This is a genomic window from Streptomyces yerevanensis (assembly GCF_000716805.1).
Taxonomy (GTDB): Bacteria; Actinomycetota; Actinomycetes; order Streptomycetales; family Streptomycetaceae; genus Streptomyces; species Streptomyces flaveus.
Window position 1 is genome coordinate 229,087 of sequence record NZ_JNWJ01000011.1, and the last position, 18,695, is coordinate 247,781.

Here is an 18,695-nt window from a genome sequence, read left to right on the forward strand (position 1 = left end):
GCCGAAGAGGCTCTCCCGCAGCTGTGGTCGTCAAATTCACCGATCGAGAAAATCAGCTGGATTACCACCTGCGGTAGAAAATGTCCGATTGGGATTCAAAAGAACGGAGCTGTTACCAGCAGTAATCGGCCAATCCATCCCATTGGGTAAAATTCTGGCGTGATGCATATCACTCTGATCGAGGTGTGGGAATTACTGAGCCGGAACGGTTGAGTTTCCTGCGTGTTGGCCGGGTGTGATCGAGGTTGAGGACGCGCGTCGGCTTTCGAGCCTGCTCGCGTCGGTGGTCGGCCGGACGCGGCTGATGCGGCCGTCCTCGACGCGCCGCCGGCCGGCGGCGAGGAAGGGCTCACCGTCCCCGCGGAGGTGTTGCCCTTTCCCCCGGATGAGTTCCGCCTGCCTGTACCGGAACCGCTCGCGCTTGCCCATGACGCCGAGGCCCCCGCCACCGCGCGTTCTCCGACGTACGAGGTGAGCGGTGCCCGCCGCATCCAAACGACGTGCACCCATGTCCGCGTACCCCTCCATGTGTCGTGTGGGGCACGCGGACATGAGGTGCGAACAGAAGGAGTTACGTGGACTCTTCCTGCGGAAGAGCGCGGCTGTTGATCGCGTCGGCGATGGCGTAGGCGGTGCGGACGAAGGACTCTGCCTGCTGCGCCGACAGGTTCTGCGCGGAGGTCTCCTCCAGGGCCTGCCACATGGCTGCGATGGGCTCGCGCATGGCACGGCCCTTGTCGGTGAGGTGGACGACCATGACACGCCGGTCGTGTGCGGCCGGCTCGCGGACGAGCAGGCCGGCGTCCTGCATGCGGCGTAGTGCCTTGGAGATGGTGGAGTGGTCCACGTCGACGCTTTCGAGCAGCTCGGACTGGGTCTGGCCGTCCCGGTCCAGGAGGTGCATCAGCAGCAGTTCCTGTCCGGGATGCAGGTCCATCTCGCGGAGCATGGCCGCGGCGCGGGCGCGGTGAGCGCGGGCGAGCTGGTAGATCGCGTAGCTCATCGGCCCCTCGCCGGCCGTGGTGGGGATGCGGGGTGTGGGGGCGGGCATAGGTCGGTTCCTCAGACGGTGTGGGTGGGGTAGTCGGTGTAGCCGGCCACTCCGCCGCCGTAGAAGGTCGCCGGGTCGGGGGTGTTCAGCGGCGCGTCAGAGCGTAGCCGCTCGACCAGGTCCGGGTTGGCGAGCGCGAGGGCGCCGACGGAGACGAGGTCGGCCGTGCCGTTGTCGATGTCCTTGGCGCGGGTGGGCAGGTCGGTGCCGGCCCGGTTGAGGATCAGCGTGGTCGGCCACAGCGCGCGCAGGGTGCCCAGCAGCTCCTCGTCGCCCGCGTGCATCACGTGGAGGTAGGCGAGGCCGAGCGGGCTGAGGGCGCGCAGCAGCGCCGGATACAGCTCGGCGGTGTCGGACTCGGCGATGTCGTTGTAGGGGTTGCCGGGGGAGATGCGCAGGCCGGTGCGGTCGGCGCCGATCTCGCCGGCCACGGCAGCGGCCACCTCGACGGCGAAGCGGATGCGGTTGTCGAGGGAACCGCCGTAGCGGTCGGTGCGCTGGTTGGTGTTGTCGGACAGGAACTGGTGCACCAGGTAGCCGTTGGCGGCGTGGATCTCCACGCCGTCGGCGCCTGCCGCGACGGCGGCCGCTGCGGCGCGGCGGAAGTCGTCGACGGTCGCCGCGACCTCCTGCGTCGACAGGGCACGGGGTGTCGGCATCTCCTGGGGCCCGGACACGGTGAACATCATGCCCTCCGGCGGGATCGCCGAAGGGGCGACCGGCCGGCGTCCGTGGGGGGTGTTGTCGGGGTGGCAGATGCGTCCGGTATGCATCAGCTGGATGACGATCCGTCCGTCGGCCGCGTGCACGGCGTCGGTGACCTTGCGCCATCCGGCGATCTGCTCGTCATTGTGGATGCCGGGGGTGAGGAGGTAGCCCTGGCCGTCGGTGGAGGGTTGGGTTCCCTCGGTGATGATGAGCGCGTGCGAGGCCCGCTGGGCGTAGTACTCGGCGTTCAGCTCGGTCGGTACGCCTTCAGGTGTGGAGCGGTCACGGGTCATGGGGGCCATGACCAGGCGGTGCGGGAGGGGCATGTCGCCGACGGCGGTCGGTGTCCACAGGGAGTTCAGCATGAGCGGTCCTTCGGTGCGGTGATGAACAGGTGGTGATCGGGAAAGCGGGGGCGTGGCGGAGGGAGTGGCGAGCGTGATCAGTCGAGGGTGAGGACGAGCTTGCCCCGGACATGTCCGGCGTCGCTGACCTGCTGGGCCGTGGCGGCCTGGTCGAGCGGGTAGGCGGTGACGGTGGTGACGAGCTTTCCGGTCGCGACATCCTGGGCCAGGGCGGCCAGGCGGGCGGCCGAGCGTTCCTGGCCGCCGCTGGAGAAGGTGATGCCGAGCTGGTGCGCGCGGAAGTCGGCGATGGTGACGATGCGCTCGGTGCCGCCGCGCAGGGTGATGGAGTCCTCCAGGGCGCCCTTCCCGGCCAGGTCGAACACCGCGTCCACTCCGTCGGGGGCCAGTGCCCGGACCCGCTCGACCAGGCCCTCGCCGTAGAGGGTCGCGGTGGCGCCGAGCGAGGTGAGGTAGTCCTGGTTGGCGGGGCCTGCGGTGGCAATCACGCGTGCTCCGCGGGCCGTGGCGAGCTGGACCGCCAGGGTGCCGACCGCTCCGGACGCGCCGTGCATCAGTACGGTCTCCCCGGCGGCGACCCTCAGCAGGTTCAGAACCCGCTCAGCCGTCTCGCTGGCCACCGGCAGCGCGACCGCGTCCTGCCAGTCGAGGCCGGCGGGCTTGGGGGCCACGGTGGTGGCCAGCGCGTACTGGGCGTACGAGCCGGTGTCCGACCAGCCCAGCACCTCATCGCCGACCTGCACGTCGCTCACACCCTCACCCAGGGCGTCCACCACGCCGGCGAGCTCGCCACCGGGGACGGCGGGGAAGGTCGTCGGGCGGACGGCCTCCAGCATCCCGGAGCGGATCTTGCCGTCCAGCGCGTTCAGCCCGGCCGCCTTGACGCGGACGCGGACCTGGCCGGGGCCGGGCTGCGGGACCTCGATGTCCGCCTCGTGCAGCACTTCCGTGCCTCCGAAACGGTCGAACAGGATGGCTTTCATGACGACTCCTCTCGTGTCGCCACCCATTTAGGTGGCTGGACACATAACCAACGTAACAGCGAATCTGTGGCTAGCCAAGTATTGCTGCCGCTCGGTGCTGCGCGAGATCGGCCGCGGTCGCGTCGGTCCCCTCGAGACGGTGGTCGATGCGGGAGGTGCCTGTCGGAGCGAGCCTTGCGCTCAGGCGCCGAGAGCGCGGCACACCCAGGCGGTGCGGGCCGTGAGGGCGGTGCTGCGGCCGGCCGGTGCGGTGGAGCAGGGCTCGGAGCACCCGCTGGGCCGGACGATCGTCGCGTACGCCATGGGGGTGCCCCCGCGCGACCGAGTTCGAGCGTCGGGTGATGTCCTGATCGGACAGGGCACGCTGCCGGAGGTGAGCGGCTTCGCCGTGACCGCGGGGCGCGGCGTGCGCGGCCGGGCCGAGGGGCGGCTGGTCGAAGTCCTCGCGCCGGACGGCGAGTTGCCCGCCGCCCTCACCGACGCGTTGCGGGCGGCGGAGGCCGGCGTCAACACCCCCGTGCTGGTCCGTGTCGACGGGGTCGCCGAGGCGCTGATCGAGGTCGGGGACGTCGTGCGCCCCGGCAGTTACCGGGCCGTGGATCGGCTGCGGCGCCTCGGTGTGCGCCCGGTGCTCGCTACCGGCGACCGGGAGGCACCGGCGCAGGCGGTCGCCGTAGCGCTCGGCATCGAGGAGGTGTACGCCCGCTGCACACCCGAGGACTCCGAGGACTTCCGGGCCTCCCTCGCGCCCCTGATCGGGGAGGGTCCCGCCGCGGATGTCGCGGGCGGCTACCAGGCCATGCAAGCGCTGCCGGACCGCTCGATCGCACCCGAGCGCTCCGCCCAGAAACTGCTGGGCATCACTCCCCGGACCGCGATCCAGTGGCTGGCCGACATCGGTGTGGCATAGCGCGCGCCGAAACGGCGTGTGACGTGTGTCACGTCATTCCATTGGTTACGTTGAGGTGACTGGTTACTGATGGTGAGTATGGAGGTGCAGCAGGGCGAACCCATAACAGTAAGTCGTACCGCCTCAATGCCAGAGGCCTAAGGAGTGTTGTCATGACCGGCAAGAACGTCGACATCGCAAGCGAGTACTTCCAGGCCGTGCAGAAGGGTGACCTGGCCAAGGTGGGCGAGCTCCTGGCCGAGGAGATCGTCTGGCACCAGCCGGGCGCCAACCGGTTCTCCGGTGAGCACAAGGGGCGCGACGCCGTCTTCGCGATGCTCGGCGGGATGATGGAGGCCAGCCAGGGCTCCTTCACCATCGACACGGTCCACACCCTGATGGGCAACGGCGACATGGTGGCCGCCTCCATCCACTTCGCCGGCCGGCGCGAGGACGCCTCCATGAGCATGGACGGCGTGGATGTCCTGCGCCTCAAGGACGGCAAGATCGTCGAGATGTGGCTGTTCTCCGGCGACCAGGTCGCCGAGGACGCCTTCTGGGGACAGTAGGCCGCCCGCATCCTTCCCAGACAGAAGCCGTCCGGCACTGCGCTACCGTGCCGGACGGCTTGTTGCGTGGGTCACCAGGCGACCGGCGGCAGGATCCCTCGACTCCGGGCGGCTCCGGGCGCGAGTTCAGGACGCCGCCCGCCCACCTCTGGTGACCAGTCACAGTCACTGGCGGGCGTCGTAGCTCTCCCGTGCCGCGAGTACTTCGGTGATGTGGTCCTCGGCCCAACTGCCCAATGCGTGAATCGGGGCGTGCAGGGTGCGACCCAGTGCGGTCAGCTCGTATTCGACCCTGGGTGGCACCTCGGCGTACACGTGCCGGTTGACGATTCCGTCCCGTTCCAGGTCCCGGAGGGTCTCGGTGAGGACCTTGGCGCTGATGCCGTCGACGGTGGCGCGCAGGTCGCGGAAGCGCATGCGGTCGGCACTGAGGGCGATGACCACCATGGCCGTCCACTTGTTGGCGACGCGAGCGAGTGAGGTACGGGACGGGCAGGTCGCCGTCATGACGTCGAAGGCCGGCAGTTGTGGCATGCGTGACATCCCCTCGTCGGTTACGTGGAGGCGACTGGTTACCGATGGTGAGTGTAGGGCCCCAGCAGGCAGTACTCGACTGAGCTCGGCCGAACTCGGCTGAGGAGAATCGACTATGGAGCCCACCACCATGCTCGCCGTCACCAACCGCTACGTCGACGCGGTGTCCGCCAAGGACTTCGCCGCGGTCGACGGCATGTTCGCCGACGACATCGCCGGTAAACCTTCCACAACAGCGCCGGGAACTACCGATGGGGCCGAGCCGACCAGTCAGCAGAGAGTTCTCACTGGGAGGTAATCCATGGAACGTCGTACTTTCCTGCAGGCGTCCGCTTTGTCGACCGGGCTGGCGGCGGTGGGCACGCCGTCGACGGCATCGAGGACACCGTTGCCCGCCTGCGCACCCACGGCGCCGAACTCGTCGGCGAGATCGCCCGGTTCGAGGACAGCTATCTGCTCTGCTACCTCCGTGGCCCCGAGGGCATCATCGGCGAACTGGCCGAGCAGCTGCGCTGAGAAGGAGGAACCGAACCATGCAGCCGAACGGAAGCCATGAGAGGGACCTCGGAGAGAGGTGGCTCGCCACTTCTGAAGTCGTTTATTAGCGTGGCGGTAACTTCGCAATTCTGGCCATATTTGTGCGTATTGATCGCGAGAGTGTCGGCCCAAGATCGCCTACGACCCTCAGCTGTGATCGCGGCTTTGGGCGGGAGCTGCCGTGGGGCGAGTGACCATGGCCCCGTAAGCTTGCGGCGCGTCGGGCAGTCTGCGGACCTGCCCGGTAAAGCACGACGTTGGGGCCATGATCTTCGAGGCTCGCGCCAAAGTGGCTGCGCAAAGCCGTGGAGCCGACCGCCTCAGCCACGGAGCACCGTCCACGGGAGCGGGAGTGCCGACACCGCACCGCCGCCACGATCTGGCCTCGCTCGTAACACAAAGCGCCTCTGACCTGCTGTGCGGCAGTCCCCTCAGCTCCCATGCCCAGTGCTGTATTTGGCCGCTACTGGAGACTCCATGGTGCGCTTGAGGTGCCGGGATCGCTCGCAGAGTGTGATCGGCGGAGACGACAAAGAGGCCCAGGTCGCTGACCTGGGCCTTAGTTGTGGAGCGGGTGACGAGAATCGAACTCGCGCTCTCAGCTCGGGAAGCTACGGCGCTTGGGTAGCCGCTGTGGCTCTGACCTGCACAGAGGTCTTCCCTCTGGGTGGTCGCGCGGGTCGGATCGCACCGTTGTTGACCGTGGTTGTCCGCTCTTACGGGCACGCTATGGGCACGACGCCGTGGATCGGCGGGATCCTGCGTGAGCGTGATGGTCGAAGCAGCGCTCGCGGGGGACGGGTCCGGTGCCCTTGCCCTGCGTCTCGCGACGAGTTCCTCCGAACCCGCAGCTGAGGGTGCTCAGGACGGAGAAGACTCCGGTGACGAGGAAGGTCAGTCCGGCGAAGGCGGCGAGGACGATCTGGAACGCGTCGAGGATCAGCATGCCTTGACGATCCCGCCCGGTCGGCATGTCCTTCCCTCGGCCGCACAGCCGATTCGGCGCACCGCACCTCGGCCATTTGGCCGACCCGCAGACCGGCCGTTCTTCCCTAGCCTTCGACCGTGAACACCAAAACACCGCTCCCCGAAGGGCGTGCTCGGGCCCGGCGTCTCCAACTGAACCTGCCGGTCGTCTCGTTGGCGACCTACGTCGGCCTCGCCCTGCTGTGGCTGCTCGACCTGTGGAACTGGTCGGCATGGCACGCCCCGGCCGCGGCCGCGGGCACGGACTCCGAGTTGGACCGGCTCGGTCTCGTGCCCCTGTGCAGCGGGCTCGTGGCGGCCCTGATCCTGCTCCTGCCCGCCCGCTGGATACGTCTGGAGGTCCGGGCCTGGCTCACCGCCCTCCTCTCACTGGCCCTGACCGTCTTCGCTGTCACGACCCACCTGCTGCCGGAGGAGTGGAGCTTCCTCGAGCTCGCCTGCATGCTGATCCTGCTGGTGCGCGTCTGCCGTACGACGACGCCACCCGCCGTCGTGGTGGCGCTGGTCGTGACGCTCGGCGCCGCGGTGATCGTCCTTCCCTACCGGTGGTGGGGCGACCCGCTCTGGCCGGGCAACTTCGCCATGTTCTTGACGTTGGCCGCCGCCGGGGCGGTCGCGCTGGGCTGCTATCTGCGGTCGCTGGACGCCCGACGGGCCCGTGCGGTCGTCGCCGTGCGCGAGGGCGAGCGGATGGAACTGGCCCGCGATCTGCACGACTTCATCGCCCACCACGTCACCGGGATCGTCGTCCAGGCGGACGCCGCCCGCGCCGTACTGCCGATCGCCCCCGACCAGATCGACCCGATCCTCGAGAACATCCGCAAGGCCGGAATGGAGACGCTGGACTCGATGCGCCGCCTGGTACGCGTGCTGCGCGAGGAGGAGAACCGCACCCTGCGGCCCGGCGAACTCGTTCCCCAACTCGCCAAGATGGTGTCCGACTTCTCCTCGGGCGGCGAGCAGGACGCGAGCCTGCACCTGGGGACGGCGGCCCGTGCGACGAAACTCGCGCCCGAGGTGGAGACCTCCGTGCAGCGCGTCGTGCAGGAGGCCCTGACCAACGTGCGCCGGCACGCGCCCGGTGCCACGGTCGCGGTCCGGGTCGACGCCGAGGACGACCGGCTGCGGGTGGAGGTGCGCAACTCCGCTCCCCGCGAACGGTCCGCCGTCCCCGCCGGGGGACGAGGCGGGTTCGGCATCGTGGGCCTGCGTGAACGCGTCGAAGCGGTCGAGGGCACGCTGGAGACGGGGAGCACGGCGGACGGCGGCTGGCGCGTCACCGCCGTCTTCCCCGTACTGTCCACAGCTGTGGAAGGATCACCGGCGTGAGCACCTCCGCGACCAGGGTCCTGATAGCCGACGACCAGGAGATGGTGCGCACCGGATTCCGCCTCATCCTGAACACCCAGCCCGGCATCGAGGTCGTCGGCGAGGCGCAGGACGGCGCCGAGTGCGTGGAAATGGCCCGCCGGCTGCGCCCCGACGTCTGCCTGGTCGACATCCGGATGCCCAAGCTGGACGGCCTGGACGTCACCCGGGCGCTGGCCGGACCCGGGGTGCTGGACCCGCTCCGGGTCGTGGTGGTGACCACGTTCGACCAGGACGACTACGTCCACACCGCACTGAGCAACGGCGCCTGCGGCTTCCTGCTCAAGGACGCCGGTTCCGCGCTGCTCATCGAAGCCGTACGGGCCGCGGCACGAGGCGACGCACTGGTCTCGCCCGCCGTGACCCTGCGCCTGCTGGAGCAACTGCAGGACCGGCAGCCGCCCTCGGCGCACGGCGGTGGCGCGGGGGCCCACCCGCTGACCGACCGTGAGCTGGATGTCGCGCGACTCGTGGCAGTCGGCCGGACCAACCAGGAGATCCGCGCGGAGCTGGTCCTGTCCCTGTCCACGGTGAAGACGCATCTCACGAACATCCAGACCAAACTGGGTGTGCGCAACCGCGTCGAGATCGCCGCCTGGGCCTGGGAGAACGGCGCGGTCCGACCACCCCGCTGACGCCTGGTCGGTTCTTTTCCCCTCCCTCATGAGGGACGTCCATGAGGAATCCCCATGAGGGAGCCCCCTGAGGTCGCGTCGACGCCCATCGCTGTGACGTACAACACCTCAGAAGGAAAACCGTCGAGCCGGCCGGGGCGTCTGTCAGGCGTGAGATCACGACAGGGAACGTTGGCGGAGGCGGACGAGGAACGGCTCGTCCGCCTTGTCGCCAAGGGCGACCGCGCCGCGTTCGAGGAGTTGTACCGGCGGACGTCGCCGTGGATGGCGGTCCGGCTGCGACGCCGCTGCTCGGACGAGCAGATCGTCGCCGAGGTCATGCAGGAGTCGTATCTGGCGGTGTGGCGGGCGGCCGACGCGTTCGCCGGTTCGGCGGTCGGCGGCTCGGCGGTCGGCTGGCTGTGGACGATCGCGTCGCGCCGCCTCGTCGACGCCTTCCGCCGGCGCGCGCGCCACGCCCAGCCGCCCGCGGCGGCGAGTGCCGAGGCTGTCGTACCGGCCGCTGAGGACGAGGTGCTGGCGGCCACGGTCGGCGGCGACGTCGGGGACGCACTGCGGCGGCTCGCACCGGAGTTGCAGGCCGTACTGCAGGCCATGGTGCTCGACGGGCTGTCCGTCCGCGAGACCGCGGTCCTGCTCGGGGTGCCCGAGGGCACCGTCAAGACCCGTGCCCGGCGGGCGAGAATCGCGATGCGGAAGGCGCTGTCATGAGCGGGGAACATGCGTCGGAGCGGCTGATCGGCCGGTACGCGGGCGGCGAGGCGGGAATCCCCGGCGACGAGGTGTGGGCGCTCGAAGTCCATCTGGATGCCTGCGCGGTGTGCCGCGGCCGGCTCTCGGCGGTCGTCCGGGAGCAGGACGCGGCGGTGGGTTCGCTGGTCGAGGGCGTCTGGTCGGAGCTGGAACCGCTGCTGGGGGCGCACGCCCCGGTGCCGCGGCCCCGGAAGCGGCTCGGGTGGCTGTCGACGTGGGCGTCGCCGGTGATGGTGCCCTGGCTGGTCATGACCGTGGTCGTCACGCTTCTCGCCGTGGTGTGCGATCGGTTGACCGGGCGCCCCGACGACGGTGTCTCGGTGGTGCAGCTGTTGGCGCCGGTACTGCCCGTGCTCGGTGTCGCCGCCTCCTGGGCCCGCGGGCTCGACCCCGCGTACGAACTGACCGCCGCCGCACCCAGGGCCGGACTTCACCTGGTGCTCCGGCGGACGGCGTCGGTGCTCGCCGTGGTGATCCCCGCGCTGCTGGTGGCCGGGTGGTCGACGGGCGCCACGGCCGCGCAGTGGCTGCTGCCCTGCCTGGCCTTCACCACCGGAACCCTCGCGCTCGGCGGGCTGGTGGGGGTGACCCGGGCGGCGGTCGCGCTGGTGGTGGTGTGGGCGGCCGTGATCGTGGCACCGGCCCTGGCACTGAGCCGTACGTCCTTCGCCCTGCAGCCCGGCGTCCTGCCCGGTTGGGCCGCGGGCTTCCTCCTCGGGGCGGTGGTGGTGGCCGTCCGCAGGGACGCCTACGCCCGCCTGGGCGCCCACCACTGACACCTGCTCACATCTGACTTGCTCACAACTGAGCTGCTCACATCTCTGACAATCATGTGCAATCGGAAAGGCGACAACATATGCGCGCGGTGAGCGCGGCCGAAGTCGCACCGACGTCCTACGCCTGGGAGATCCGGGCCGAGGGGCTGAAGGTGCGGGCCGGTCTTCGCAGGATGGCCGTCGACGGGCTCGACCTGTCGCTCGGCACCGGAGTGCACGGGCTGCTCGGGCCCAACGGCGCCGGCAAGACCACCCTCATCCGTTCTCTGGCCACGGTGCTCCGGCCGGCCGGCGGAACCCTGGAACTGCTCGGCACGTCCCTCGGGGGCGCTACGGATCTGCGGGAGCTGCGCCGCCTGATCGGTTATCTGCCACAGGACTTCGGGTACTACAAGCGCTTCACGGTCCGTGAGTTCGTCGAGTACATGGCGTGGCTGAAGGAGGTGCCCCGCAGGGACATCCCGGCGGCCGTTCAGCGCGCCGTCGAGCGGGTGGGCCTGGCGGACCGGGCCGACGACCGGATGCGGACCTTGTCAGGCGGCATGGTGCGACGTGCGGGCATCGCTCAGGCGATCGTCAACGATCCGCGGATTCTGCTGCTCGACGAGCCGACGGTCGGGCTCGACCCGGCGCAGCGGCTGCGCTTTCGCGAGCTGCTTCACGAACTCGGCATCGACACCTGTGTCGTGGTGTCGACGCATCTGGTGGAGGACGTCGCGGCGGCCTGCACGGAGGTCGTGCTCCTCGCCGAGGGCAAGCTGGTGTTCGAGGGCACGCCGAACGAGTTGGCCGCCGCGGGCGGCCCGAAGGACGTGGGCGACAGCCCGATCGAGCGCGGCTATTCGGCGCTGCTGGCACGTCCCGACCAGGAGCGGGGTGCCTGGTGAACGGGCGGATTCTGCGGATCGAACTGCGGCGGTCGACCGCGCCCTGGACGGGCCTGCTCGTCCTGCTGGTCGCGCTGGCGTTCCTCCACCTGCTCAGCGGACCGTGGTGGAAAGGCGCCGAGTTGTGGACCGCGCAGTGGACGTCCACCGCGCGGTGGGAGCGCTACCTGCTGGCGTTCCTGTGGCCCCTGGCGACAGGAGCCGGAGCTGTGCAGGGTCTGCGCGACCACCGATCGGGGATGCGGGAGCTGCTCGCGACCGCGCCGCGCCCCGGCTGGCAGCGGGCGGCGAGGACCGCGGGCGCGTCGGCGCTCACACTGACCGTCGCCTACCTGCTGGTGTTCCTCGTCGGAGCGGTGCAGGTGATCGCGGGCGACGGATACTTCCATCTGGCCTGGCTGCCGATCCTGGCGGTCGGGGTACTGGGACTCGTGGCCGGAGCCTGGCTGGGCATGGGCATCGGCCGCGCCGTTCCTTCCGCGCTCACTCCACCGGTGCTGGCCGTGGCGTCCCTCGTGGCCATGCTGTTCCTGGTGGTGGTGATGGACGCGGGGGCCGAGGGCGCGGTGCCGAACCGGGTCGCGCTGCTCTCCCCGGCGCTGCCGGAGGTGAACGATGTGTTCGTCACCGTCGCGGGCCGCGTCAGTCTGGGGCAGGCTCTCTGGCTGCTCGGCGTGGCCGCCACCGGATTCCTGCTGCTGGCGGCCGCTCAGCGGCGTGCGCGGCTGCTCGCGCTGCTGCCGCTCGCGCTGGGCGCGGCGGTTGCCCTGCCGATCCTGCCGTCGGATCCGGCACGAGCCTTCGTCGTCGACGCGGGTGCGACGGCACCGGTGTGCAGCGGCCGGGTCTGCGTCACCGAAGTGAGCAGGGCCAGGCTCGCCACGCTCGCCGGCCCTGGCGAGGACGCGTTGCGGCTCCTGGCGAAGCTGCCGGGTGCACCCGGCTCGGTCCGGGAGGCAACCGGCGCGTGGCCGCCCCGCACGCGGCAGTCACGGACCGCCGATATCGTGCCCGTCGACTTCGATGCCCCGGGATTCCGCGGAGATGTGGCCGGCGAGGAACTCACCCGCAGCCTGCTCACCGGCGCCGGAACGCCACCGTGCGTCGACGAAGAGGGTGAATACGGTCCCCGGTACGTCCGCGAACGGGCCGCGCGGAACGTCGCGGCGGCCTGGTTCCTCGGTGAGCTGCGCCCCCACCACTCCGCCTATCTGCGCGACGAGATCGACGCGCTGGCCCGGCCCGCGTGGAACGCGCTGCGCGCGCTGCCGGCGGACGAGCAGCGTGCCCGGATCACGGCACTGCGGGCGGCCGCGCTGTCCTGCGACGGCGACCTGCTGGACGTACTGGCGGGCAAGGGGGCCCGGTGAGATGGGTGACGCTGTACGCGCGCTCCCGGCAGGTACCCGCCTCGCTGGCCCTGGTCCTGATGGGCGCCGGGACGGTGTGGGCGCTCACGCAGGGCACGGGCGAGGGGCCGGGTGATCCGAGGACGGCCGCACTGTTTCTGACCGCGGCGGTCGCGGTGGCCGCGGCAGGACTGAGCGGGCAGGACCACGCGCTGGACCGGACGGCCGCGTTCGGCTGGGTGCCCCGGCGTGCGGCGCATGTACTGCTCATCGGCGCGGTCACCGGGGCGGTGCTGCCGGCACTGGCGTTCATGGGCGACGACCTGGCACCGACGGGGTTCATCGTCCGGGACGCCGCCGGGCTGACGGGGCTGGTCGCGATCGGGGCCGCGGCGTTCGGCGGCCAGTTCGGCTGGACACTGCCGTTCGGCTGGCTCTCGGCCGCGCTCTTCGTCCCGCCCTCGGCCGGGGGACCGGTCCAGGTGGCCACCTGGATGCTGCAGCCCCCGGACACCGCCGCCGCCACCTGGACCTCACTGGTCCTCGCGGCCGTCGGCACGTTGGCCTACGCGCTGGCCGGCCCCCGGCGCTGACCTGGCACCTGTACCCGGGCGATGCGGGCCGCATCGCCCGGCATGGCGGGCGGTTCGCAGCCTCGTGGGCACGAGGCCTCGTGCCCGTCCTGTCGCCGGGCACGGTCCACCCTTGTCAGGACGGTGCGCGCAGGGCGTCCACCGGTTCCAGGCGGGCGGCGCGCAGCGACGGGTAGAGGCCTGCCAGGAGGCCTACGACGGCTCCGGCGACCGGAGCGCCCAGGGCCAGGTTCAGGTCCAGGACCGGGGTCCACTGTTTGGCGACCGCCACGCAGACCACGACGGTGATTCCCAGGGCGGCGCCCACGACGCCGCCGAGCAGACCGATGGTCGTGGACTCCAGCAGGAACTGTCCGGCCACCTGGCGGCGCGAGGCGCCCAGCGCTCGGCGCAGGCCGATCTCGCCGACGCGTTCCATCACCGTCACCAGGGTCACGTTGGCGATGCCGATCGCGCCCACCACCAGCGACACGAGTCCGAGGACGAGGAAGAGCCCGTTGACGTCGTTCTGCACGCCGCGGCGGGCCTTGGAGAGGTCAGGTGGGGCCAGCACGGTGAGGCTGTCCGGGTGGCCGGGGGCCAGGGCGGTCGGGGCCTGCCCGGCCACCTGCGTGGCCGCGCCGAGGGAGGTGTTCACCAGGACTCGGGTCACCCGGCTCAGGTTCAGCCGGTCCGACGCCACGGTGGGCGGCAGGATCACGGCGGTGGAGAGGCGCTGCTCGCGCTGGATGCCACCGAGGATCCCGATCACGGTGTAGGACTGTCCGGCGAGGAAGACGGCGGGGGAGTCCTCCACCCGGCGGATGCCGAGGAGCTGGGCCGCCTGGTCGCCGAGCACCGCCACCCGGTCGTGGCGGGCGATGTTGCCGGTGTCGTAGAACCGGCCGGTGGCCATCGTCCCCCGTACGGCGGCCGGCAGGCCCGGGGACGCGGCGACCACGGCGAGGCTCTGGCCGGAGGTGTCGCCCGGGGACACCACGTCGTTCGCCCGTACCCGTACGTTGGCGGTCGCCTCCGAGTCGGCGATGGCGGCCACCGAGGTCACCCCGGCCAACCGCCCGACCGCGTCGGCCCCGGCCCAGTCCACCAGCGGGCCGGTGTCCGTCCCGGGCGGCGCCTCCGGTACCACCACGCTGACCGAGGTGGCGGTGAGGGCGTCGAACCGGCCGACGATCTGGTTGCCGGCGGTGGACGCGACGCCGATGGTGATGACGAGTGTGGTGATGCCGAGCACCGTGCCGAGGGTGGTCAGGGCCGAGCGGACCGGGCGGGCCAGTACACCGGCAAGCGCCTCCGTCCACAGGTCCCGGGGGTCCATCCAGGGGCGTTCGATCCTGAGGCGTTCCGTCGCGCGGCGTCCGAACCGGGGGCCTCCGAACCGGGGACCTCGGAACCGGGGGCGCGTGCGCACGGTCGTGGCCGTGCGGGGATCCGTGCCCATGTCCGCTTCCGTGCCCATGTCCGCGTCCGTGCTCATCCGGTCTCCTGGGTGAGCAGGCCGTCGGTGATCCGTACCCGCAGATTCGCCCTGCGGCTGACCGTCTCGTCATGGGTGATCAGCACCAGGGTCATGCCCTGCGCGCACAGCTCGTCGAAGAGTTCCAGCACGGAGAGAGTGTTCTCGCTGTCCAGGTTGCCGGTGGGCTCGTCGCAGAGCAGCAGCGCCGGATCGCCGATCAGCGCGCGGGCGATGGCCACCCGCTGACGCTCGCCGCCGGAGAGCCGGTCGGGCCGGAAGCCGGAGCGATGCGCGAGTCCGACGCGGTCCAGCGCCTCCCGGGCACGGGTGAGGCGGCTGCCGCGTCCGCGCCCGGGGCGTGGCCTGCGGTACGCCTCGGCCAGCATCACGTTCTCGTCCACCGTCCGGTACGGGAGGAGGTGGAAGGACTGGAAGACGAACCCGATGCGGCTGCCGCGCAGTGAGGTGCGTTCGAGATCGCCGAGGCCGGTGGTCTCCACTCCGTCGAGTCGGTACGACCCGGAGCTGGGCCGGTCCAGCAGGCCCAGCGTGTTGAGCAGGGTCGACTTCCCGGAGCCGGACGGTCCGACGATCGACAGGTGTTCGCCCCGACGCACCGTCAGGTCCACTCCGCGCAGGGCGTGCACCGGTGGGTCGGAGTCGAAGGTGCGCCGCACCCCGGTCAGTTCGATGACGGTCACTCGCCCACCACCACCCGGTCGCCCTTGTCCAGCTTGCCGCCGCCGGTCGGCTTGACCTCGACAAGGCCGGCCGCCGAGAGCCCCACCGTGACGGGCACGTCCGTCACGCCGCCGCCGCGCTCGACCTGCACCCGGGCTTTGCCGTCCGCCGACGTGCGGATCGCGGCGACCGGCACGGCCAGTACGGGGCCTTCCGAGGCGCCGACCTCGATGGTCACCGTGACTGAGGCACCGGCCTGCCCGGCCAGCGGGCCCGGCTCGGGCACCGCGACGCGCAACTGCACCGGGGCTGATGGATCGGCCGCCCCGGAGCTCTCCGAGTCGGCCGCGGTTTCGGAGGACGCGTCGTCGGCGGAGCTTTGGGAGGACGTGTCGTCGGCGGTGCCGGACGAGGAGTCGTCGGCGCCGGTGGTCGCGCCTTCCCCGCCGTCCTGCGACGCCACCGTCGCGTCGTCGCCCAGCGCGGTCACTGTGCCTTCCGCCTTCTTGCCGTCCGGTGTCCGCACCTCCACCGCCATGCCCCGCCGCAGCAGCGTGGCGTCCGCACCCGGGACGACCGCCTGGACCACGAGATCGGAACTGGTCACGGTGCCGATCCGGCCGGTCGGGGCGTCCCCCGCCCGCACGGCCACCTTGTCCAGCCGTACCGGCAGCTCGGGCAGGAAGAGGACCTCACCGACCGGAACCCTCGTCCCATAGGCGGCCTGGAACGCGCTGAGGGCGGCGTTCGCCGTGTCCAGCGCCTTCTGGGCGGACTTGAGCCGCAGCTTCTGGAGTTCGGTGTCCTGCGTCCCCTGGGTCTCCTGCGTCCCCTGGGTCTGGGTCCCCTGCGTCCCCGGCGTCCCGGTATCGGTCTCCGACGATGACGTGACGTCGGTGCCACCGCTCGCGCCCTTCGCGGTGAGGAGTGCTTCCTGCGCGCTGAACACCGCCTGCTGCAACTCCCCCAGCCGCTGCTGGTCCGCGGCGCTCGGCTGCTGTGCCTCGTAACCCTTGCTCTTGTACCAGCGCGTGACCGCCGACGCGGTCCCCTGGCGGAAGGTTCCGCTGATCGAGCCGGGGTCGAAGCCGAGCCGCCGCAGGGCCTTCTGAAGCTGGGTCACGTCGTCCCCGGAGGTGCCCGGCCCGATGGTCCGGTACATCGGTACCGATCCGCGCAGCACCAGCACCGGACGGCCGCTTACTGCCATCAGTACGTCTCCCTCCTTCAGCTTCGTCCCGGCGGCCGGTGCCTTGGTGACCCGTTGCTCAGCCGTCTGCCCGTCCGCGCCGCTCGTGCCTCCCGCCGTCCCGGAGCCGACCGAGCCCGCCAGGGAGAGTGCCTGGGGCGAGGCGAACTCCACGGAACCCGCTGCCACCACGGTCGCGGTGAGGGGGCGCCGTTCGACGGCCACGGTCACCGGCCCCGCCTTCGGAGCCCGGTGCGAGGCGGCGACGTCGGCGGGAGACCGCACCTGGCTGCCGGCGAACCAGCCGCCCGCTCCGACCACGGCGACCGCGCAGACCAGCGCTCCCAGCCGTCTGCGGTTGCTGCCGCCGCCGGGCTCACGGGGCCGGCGGACGGCCTTCCCGACGGGCTCCGCGTGCCTGTCGCGCCGGATCCTCACCCCTTGCCCCCGCCTGTGTAGGGGTGCGCCTTGAGCTTGGGGAAGTACGCGGCCCGGAATTCCTTGCCGCACTCCAGGTCCTTCATCGCGGCGCTGATCTCCTTGGTGAGCAGCGGCATGGCGGTGTTCTTGTCCATGTCGGCTGTGCCGTCGGCGGGCATCTGGCTGCTCAGGCTGAACAGGACCGCGTCCGCGATGCCGGTGGGCTGCGTCGTGCTCACCGTGATGCCCTCCTTCTTGAGGCAGGAGGCGTACGCCTGGGCGAGCCGCACCAGCTCCGCGTCACCGTTGAGCGCCTGTCCGGACTGCCGGTTCCTCTCCGCCTCGGCCGCGTCCTCCTTCTCCTGCTCGGCGGCGCTCTTGCCGGGGCCGTACACCTTGTCCTGGGCATCCTTCACGCAGCCGTCGGTCGGCCCGGAGTTCGGGCCGTCGATCACGAACTGCCCCATCGCTTTTGTGTAGGCGGTCTGCTGAGCAGGGGTGAGCTGGGCGAAGTAGCGTGAGTTGGGGGTTTCTTCGCTTGCCTTGCTGTTCGGCGCCTTCGGGTCGTCGGGGTAGACGGCGGCCGCGTACAGACCGAAGCCGTATTTCTGCCGGTACTGCTTGGCGAGCGCGTAGTCGGCTCCGCTGAATGCTCCGTTGGACGCGTCCGTCGCGGCGTCGACCTGCGGCGTGTAGTCGAAGCCCTTTTTCTTCATGCACGCCGCGATGGCGTTCTCGACGAGGTACTGCTTCTTGGTCTCTGGGTCCGCGTCCGCCGGGACGGCGAGGTCGCCGGACGACTGGCTCGCCGCCTGTCCGCCGGGCGCCGTAGCGTCCTTGGTCGCGGAGCCGGAGCCGGAGCCGGAGCCGGTGCCGGATACGGCGCCGTTTCCGTCATCCGTGCCGCCGCAGGCGGCGAACAGTGGCAGCAGGCCTGCTGCCATGGTGACTGCCAGAGAACGCCGGACCTTAATTTTGGACATGCGCATGCCATCTCCTTGCTTTCAGGGTTGCTGAGCCGGCAGGACTGTGGAAGGTGCCGGTAGGGGGTGATGTGCCGGTAGAGGGGTGAGGAAGAGTCAGCGGTGCCGGGGGGCGGGGACCGGTTGGCCCCGCCCCCTACGGGCCGGCTGCCGTGGTCGCGCCGAAGAGCCGTGGATCGGTGGCCAGCGCCGACAACTCGGCTCTCGACAGCTGCGCGTCACTCCCCGAGGCAGGGGCTCCCGTGCCGAGGTCGCCCGTGATCACCTGGACCGTCCAGCCGTCCGGCGTCAGATAGGAGACGCCGGCCGCCTCGGCGGGGAAGGGTGCGTCGTTCGCCGACGTCGGCGCCGGTGAAGCGTTCGACACCACGTACGACAGGAGCAGTCCCCCCGAACCCGTTCGCGTCGTCTCGCAGGAGCGCGTGAAGGAGTCCCAGGGTGAGGTGACCAGGCGTCCGGCGCTGTCCGCGCAGGTATCCCCGGCCGCGGTGGGCGAGCCGGCGGACGCCCGCGTCACTGTCGTCCGGCTGATGGCCACGTACAGGTCGACCGTGCCCCTGTCGGTGGTCAGCCGGAAGTAGCGGCCCGGCACCGGCGGATCGGCCGGGTCCGAGGACCGGACCGTGCCCGCCGACGCGGGGACGACCGAACGCAGCAGCTCCAGGGACGGATACCGGACCGACCGGTCCGGCGCGGCCGGTGGCGCCGGCGCCGCGCGGTCGTCGCCGCCCAGCAGTCCCCGGGTCAGCGCGGCTCCTCCGCCGGCCAGCGCCACCACCATCAGGGCGGTGCCCAACGCCACGCCGATCCTTCGGCGGCGGATCCGGACGCCCTGCTTGACCGCGCCCGGCACCAGATCCGGCATCGGCGGCTCCGCCCCGACACTCAGACCGCCCAGTGCCTCGGCGAATCCGGCCTCGTCACCGATGCCTCCGCCCACCCCGCCGGGGCCTTTGCCCGAGCCGCTCTCGCCCGTCAT

General features: G+C 71.0%; 19 protein-coding genes and 2 pseudogenes. 11 read left to right on the forward strand and 10 right to left on the reverse strand.

The window, feature by feature from the left end; translation table 11 throughout:
• Positions 1–571: 571 nt before the first annotated feature.
• The 3 genes from OP79_RS14390 to OP79_RS14400 form a co-directional block, all read right to left on the reverse strand.
• Positions 572–1,051 (reverse strand): MarR family winged helix-turn-helix transcriptional regulator, encoded by a 480-nt coding sequence (locus tag OP79_RS14390; protein ID WP_033320533.1) that lies wholly within the window; start codon positions 1,049–1,051, stop codon positions 572–574.
• A gap of 11 nt (positions 1,052–1,062) precedes the next feature.
• Entirely contained in the window at positions 1,063–2,124 is a 1,062-nt protein-coding gene (locus tag OP79_RS14395; RefSeq protein ID WP_033320534.1) for an alkene reductase, read from the reverse strand.
• Between the two features lie 77 nt (positions 2,125–2,201).
• Positions 2,202–3,107, reverse strand: a complete 906-nt coding sequence (locus tag OP79_RS14400) for an NADP-dependent oxidoreductase (RefSeq protein ID WP_033320535.1) — start codon at positions 3,105–3,107, stop codon at positions 2,202–2,204.
• A gap of 180 nt (positions 3,108–3,287) precedes the next feature.
• Between OP79_RS14400 and OP79_RS53860 the strand changes: the two are divergent.
• A pseudogene (locus OP79_RS53860) lies at positions 3,288–3,894 on the forward strand (HAD family hydrolase); the annotation flags it as partial.
• Positions 3,895–4,169: 275 nt separating this feature from the next.
• A complete protein-coding gene (locus OP79_RS14410; protein ID WP_033320537.1) occupies positions 4,170–4,565 on the forward strand; it encodes a nuclear transport factor 2 family protein in 396 nt (131 codons plus the stop codon).
• A gap of 165 nt (positions 4,566–4,730) precedes the next feature.
• Here the strand turns inward: OP79_RS14410 and OP79_RS14415 are convergent, their stop codons facing one another.
• The gene (locus tag OP79_RS14415; protein ID WP_033320538.1) at positions 4,731–5,099 is read right to left on the reverse strand and encodes a winged helix-turn-helix transcriptional regulator; all 369 of its coding nucleotides are present in this window, start codon (positions 5,097–5,099) and stop codon (positions 4,731–4,733) included.
• Positions 5,100–5,214: 115 nt separating this feature from the next.
• On the opposite strand from OP79_RS14415, the gene OP79_RS14420 reads away from it, so the two are divergent.
• Positions 5,215–5,397: a hypothetical protein gene (locus OP79_RS14420; protein WP_033320539.1), complete on the forward strand. Its 183-nt coding sequence runs from the start codon at positions 5,215–5,217 to the stop codon at positions 5,395–5,397.
• Between the two features lie 65 nt (positions 5,398–5,462).
• Positions 5,463–5,615 (forward strand): annotated as a pseudogene (locus OP79_RS56965) (VOC family protein); the annotation flags it as partial.
• A 748-nt stretch (positions 5,616–6,363) separates the two neighbouring features.
• On the opposite strand, the gene OP79_RS14425 reads toward OP79_RS56965, so the two are convergent.
• Positions 6,364–6,582 (reverse strand): hypothetical protein, encoded by a 219-nt coding sequence (locus OP79_RS14425; protein WP_033320540.1) that lies wholly within the window; start codon positions 6,580–6,582, stop codon positions 6,364–6,366.
• A 119-nt stretch (positions 6,583–6,701) separates the two neighbouring features.
• On the opposite strand from OP79_RS14425, the gene OP79_RS14430 reads away from it, so the two are divergent.
• The 7 genes from OP79_RS14430 (at position 6,702) to OP79_RS14460 (ending at position 12,984) form a co-directional block, all read left to right on the forward strand.
• Positions 6,702–7,952: a sensor histidine kinase gene (locus OP79_RS14430; protein WP_245685323.1), complete on the forward strand. Its 1,251-nt coding sequence runs from the start codon at positions 6,702–6,704 to the stop codon at positions 7,950–7,952.
• The gene (locus OP79_RS14435) at positions 7,949–8,626 is read left to right on the forward strand and encodes a response regulator (protein ID WP_033320541.1); all 678 of its coding nucleotides are present in this window, start codon (positions 7,949–7,951) and stop codon (positions 8,624–8,626) included. Before OP79_RS14430 ends, OP79_RS14435 begins: the two co-directional genes overlap by 4 nt.
• A 141-nt stretch (positions 8,627–8,767) precedes the next feature.
• Positions 8,768–9,337 carry an RNA polymerase sigma factor gene (locus OP79_RS14440; RefSeq protein WP_425428570.1) on the forward strand — a complete coding sequence of 190 codons (570 nt, stop codon included), beginning with the start codon at positions 8,768–8,770 and terminating at the stop codon, positions 9,335–9,337.
• Entirely contained in the window at positions 9,334–10,155 is an 822-nt protein-coding gene (locus OP79_RS14445; RefSeq protein ID WP_033320543.1) for a membrane protein, read from the forward strand. Before OP79_RS14440 ends, OP79_RS14445 begins: the two co-directional genes overlap by 4 nt.
• Before the next feature lie 80 nt (positions 10,156–10,235).
• Positions 10,236–11,042 (forward strand): ABC transporter ATP-binding protein, encoded by an 807-nt coding sequence (locus tag OP79_RS14450; RefSeq protein ID WP_033320544.1) that lies wholly within the window; start codon positions 10,236–10,238, stop codon positions 11,040–11,042.
• Entirely contained in the window at positions 11,039–12,412 is a 1,374-nt protein-coding gene (locus OP79_RS14455; RefSeq protein ID WP_033320545.1) for a hypothetical protein, read from the forward strand. Before OP79_RS14450 ends, OP79_RS14455 begins: the two co-directional genes overlap by 4 nt.
• Positions 12,409–12,984, forward strand: coding sequence for a hypothetical protein (locus OP79_RS14460; protein WP_033320546.1), 576 nt, complete (start codon positions 12,409–12,411; stop codon positions 12,982–12,984). Before OP79_RS14455 ends, OP79_RS14460 begins: the two co-directional genes overlap by 4 nt.
• 115 nt (positions 12,985–13,099) lie before the next feature.
• On the opposite strand, the gene OP79_RS14465 is transcribed toward OP79_RS14460, so the two are convergent.
• From OP79_RS14465 to OP79_RS50405, 5 genes are all read right to left on the reverse strand, one after another.
• Positions 13,100–14,461 carry an ABC transporter permease gene (locus tag OP79_RS14465; protein WP_245685324.1) on the reverse strand — a complete coding sequence of 454 codons (1,362 nt, stop codon included), beginning with the start codon at positions 14,459–14,461 and terminating at the stop codon, positions 13,100–13,102.
• On the reverse strand, positions 14,458–15,144 hold the full coding sequence (locus OP79_RS14470) for an ABC transporter ATP-binding protein (protein WP_033320547.1): 687 nt from the start codon (positions 15,142–15,144) through the stop codon (positions 14,458–14,460). The genes OP79_RS14465 and OP79_RS14470 overlap by 4 nt, the downstream gene beginning before the upstream one ends.
• Entirely contained in the window at positions 15,141–16,751 is a 1,611-nt protein-coding gene (locus tag OP79_RS14475; RefSeq protein ID WP_245685325.1) for a peptidoglycan-binding protein, read from the reverse strand. The genes OP79_RS14470 and OP79_RS14475 overlap by 4 nt, the downstream gene beginning before the upstream one ends.
• Entirely contained in the window at positions 16,748–17,716 is a 969-nt protein-coding gene (locus OP79_RS14480; protein ID WP_157857313.1) for a hypothetical protein, read from the reverse strand. The genes OP79_RS14475 and OP79_RS14480 overlap by 4 nt, the downstream gene beginning before the upstream one ends.
• A 136-nt stretch (positions 17,717–17,852) precedes the next feature.
• The gene (locus OP79_RS50405; protein WP_051744648.1) at positions 17,853–18,695 is read right to left on the reverse strand and encodes a hypothetical protein; all 843 of its coding nucleotides are present in this window, start codon (positions 18,693–18,695) and stop codon (positions 17,853–17,855) included.

Excerpts from the sequence above, each read along its gene's own strand:
- OP79_RS14390 (WP_033320533.1), bottom strand. The coding sequence starts at position 1,051 with ATGCCCGCCCCCACACCCCGCATCCCCACCACGGCCGGCGAGGGGCCG.
- OP79_RS14395 (WP_033320534.1), bottom strand. The coding sequence starts at position 2,124 with ATGCTGAACTCCCTGTGGACACCGACCGCCGTCGGCGACATGCCCCTC.
- OP79_RS14400 (WP_033320535.1), bottom strand. The coding sequence starts at position 3,107 with ATGAAAGCCATCCTGTTCGACCGTTTCGGAGGCACGGAAGTGCTGCAC.
- OP79_RS14410 (WP_033320537.1), top strand. The coding sequence starts at position 4,170 with ATGACCGGCAAGAACGTCGACATCGCAAGCGAGTACTTCCAGGCCGTG.
- OP79_RS14415 (WP_033320538.1), bottom strand. The coding sequence starts at position 5,099 with ATGCCACAACTGCCGGCCTTCGACGTCATGACGGCGACCTGCCCGTCC.
- OP79_RS14420 (WP_033320539.1), top strand. The coding sequence starts at position 5,215 with ATGGAGCCCACCACCATGCTCGCCGTCACCAACCGCTACGTCGACGCG.
- OP79_RS14425 (WP_033320540.1), bottom strand. The coding sequence starts at position 6,582 with ATGCTGATCCTCGACGCGTTCCAGATCGTCCTCGCCGCCTTCGCCGGA.
- OP79_RS14445 (WP_033320543.1), top strand. The coding sequence starts at position 9,334 with ATGAGCGGGGAACATGCGTCGGAGCGGCTGATCGGCCGGTACGCGGGC.
- OP79_RS14450 (WP_033320544.1), top strand. The coding sequence starts at position 10,236 with ATGCGCGCGGTGAGCGCGGCCGAAGTCGCACCGACGTCCTACGCCTGG.
- OP79_RS14465 (WP_245685324.1), bottom strand. The coding sequence starts at position 14,461 with ATGAGCACGGACGCGGACATGGGCACGGAAGCGGACATGGGCACGGAT.
- OP79_RS14480 (WP_157857313.1), bottom strand. The coding sequence starts at position 17,716 with ATGTCCAAAATTAAGGTCCGGCGTTCTCTGGCAGTCACCATGGCAGCA.
- OP79_RS50405 (WP_051744648.1), bottom strand. The coding sequence starts at position 18,695 with ATGACGGGCGAGAGCGGCTCGGGCAAAGGCCCCGGCGGGGTGGGCGGA.